A 2076-nucleotide genomic window follows, 5' to 3' on the forward strand; every position below is an offset into this window, starting at 1 on the left:
TAGCCCCACCGTTTGATGCCAACCAATCGTTTAGATCATCTATGTTTCCAGAACCGTCACATTCCACGGTAGAGGAGGTTGCATCTGTAATGGTAGGCGGTGTTGTATCCTGAACAGCATAGGAAGCTGTAGTGGATACAGAGTTTCCACATGCATCTGTAGCAGTAAAGGTTACAGCAATAGCTTGAGAACAATCTGAAGCATCGCCACCATAGGTGTTTGTCCAAGTGATCTCACTATTACAATTATCTGTGGCAGTAGCACCACCATTTGAAGCCAACCAAGCTTCGATACCACCTTGGTCTCCATCAGCACTACACTCAATGGCAATGTCAGAGGCAGGTGTATCAATAACCGGAGCTATTGTATCTTGGATAGTGATGGTCTGTGACACTGAAGATGAATTGTTACACGCATCAGTGAATGTCCACGTTCTGGTCACCACTATGTTACAAGTATCTGTGTCGTCCATGCTGTCCACAGCAGTAGCTGTAATATCACCAGCACAGTTGTCTGTAGCGGTCAACTCACCAGCAGCAGGCATATCGCCAATACACTCGTAAGTGATATCTGCAGGAGCCTCAGGAGCCACCGGAGCTGTTGTATCTTGAATAGTGATGGTCTGTGACACTGAAGATGAATTGTTACATGCATCAGTGAATGTCCACGTTCTGGTCACCACAATGTTACAAGGATCTGTATCGTCCATGCTATCTACAGCAGTAGCTGTAATGTCACCAGCACAGTTGTCTGTAGCAGTCAACTCGCCAGCAGCAGGCATATCGCCGATACACTCGTAAGTGATATCTGCAGGAGCCTCAGGAGCCACTGGAGCCGTTGTATCTTGAATAGTGATGGTCTGTGACACTGAAGATGAATTGTTACATGCATCAGTAAATGTCCACGTTCTGGTCACCACGATGTTACAAGGATCTGTATCGTCCATGCTATCCACAGCAGTAGCTGTAATGTCACCAGCACAGTTGTCTGTAGCAGTCAGTTCACCAGCAGCAGGCATATCGCCGATACACTCATAAGTGATTTCTGCAGGAGCCTCAGGAGCAACCGGAGCTATTGTATCTATAATAGTAAAGGTAGCGGTAGTAGATGCTGCATTTCCACAACCATCAGTGGCAGTAAAAGTTACTGTAGCCGAACCCGTTTCTCCACAATCATCAGAAAGGGCAGAGAAGTCGTTAGACCAAGCCACGGCAGAACAGTCATCAGAAGCAGTAGCCCCACCGTTTGACGCCAACCAATCGTTTAGATCATCTATGTTTCCAGAACCGTCACATTCTACGGTAGAGGAGGTTGCATCTGTAATGGTAGGCGGTGTTGTATCCTGAACAGCATAGGAAGCTGTAGTGGATACAGAGTTTCCACATGCATCTGTAGCAGTAAAGGTTACAGCAATAGCTTGAGAACAATCTGAAGCATCGCCACCATAGGTGTTTGTCCAAGTGATCTCACTATTACAATTATCTGTGGCAGTAGCACCACCATTTGAAGCCAACCAAGCTTCGATACCACCTTGGTCTCCATCAGCACTACACTCAATGGCAATGTCAGAGGCAGGTGTATCAATAACCGGAGCTATTGTATCTTGGATAGTGATGGTCTGTGACACTGAAGATGAATTGTTACACGCATCAGTGAATGTCCACGTTCTGGTCACCACTATGTTACAAGTATCTGTGTCGTCCATGCTGTCCACAGCAGTAGCTGTAATATCACCAGCACAGTTGTCTGTAGCGGTCAACTCACCAGCAGCAGGCATATCGCCAATACACTCGTAAGTGATATCTGCAGGAGCCTCAGGAGCCACCGGAGCTGTTGTATCTTGAATAGTGATGGTCTGTGACACCGATGATGAATTGTTACACGCATCAGTGAATGTCCACGTTCTGGTCACCACGATGTTACAAGTATCTGTATCGTCCATGCTATCAACGGCAGTAGCTGTAATGTCACCAGCACAGTTGTCTGTAGCAGTCAACTCGCCAGCAGCAGGCATATCGCCGATACACTCGTAAGTGATATCTGCAGGAGCCTCAGGAGCCACCGGTGCCGTTGTAT

At 47.1% G+C, this 2076-nt stretch carries 1 protein-coding gene; it reads right to left on the reverse strand.

What is annotated here, in order from left to right; genetic code table 11:
• Positions 1 to 2076: HYR-like domain-containing protein (locus LOK78_RS16340; protein ID WP_440590245.1), on the reverse strand; the 2076-nt coding region annotated here is incomplete at both ends.

The sequence above is a fragment of the Mangrovimonas futianensis genome, assembly GCF_021245805.1.
Lineage (GTDB): Bacteria > Bacteroidota > Bacteroidia > Flavobacteriales > Flavobacteriaceae > Mangrovimonas > Mangrovimonas futianensis.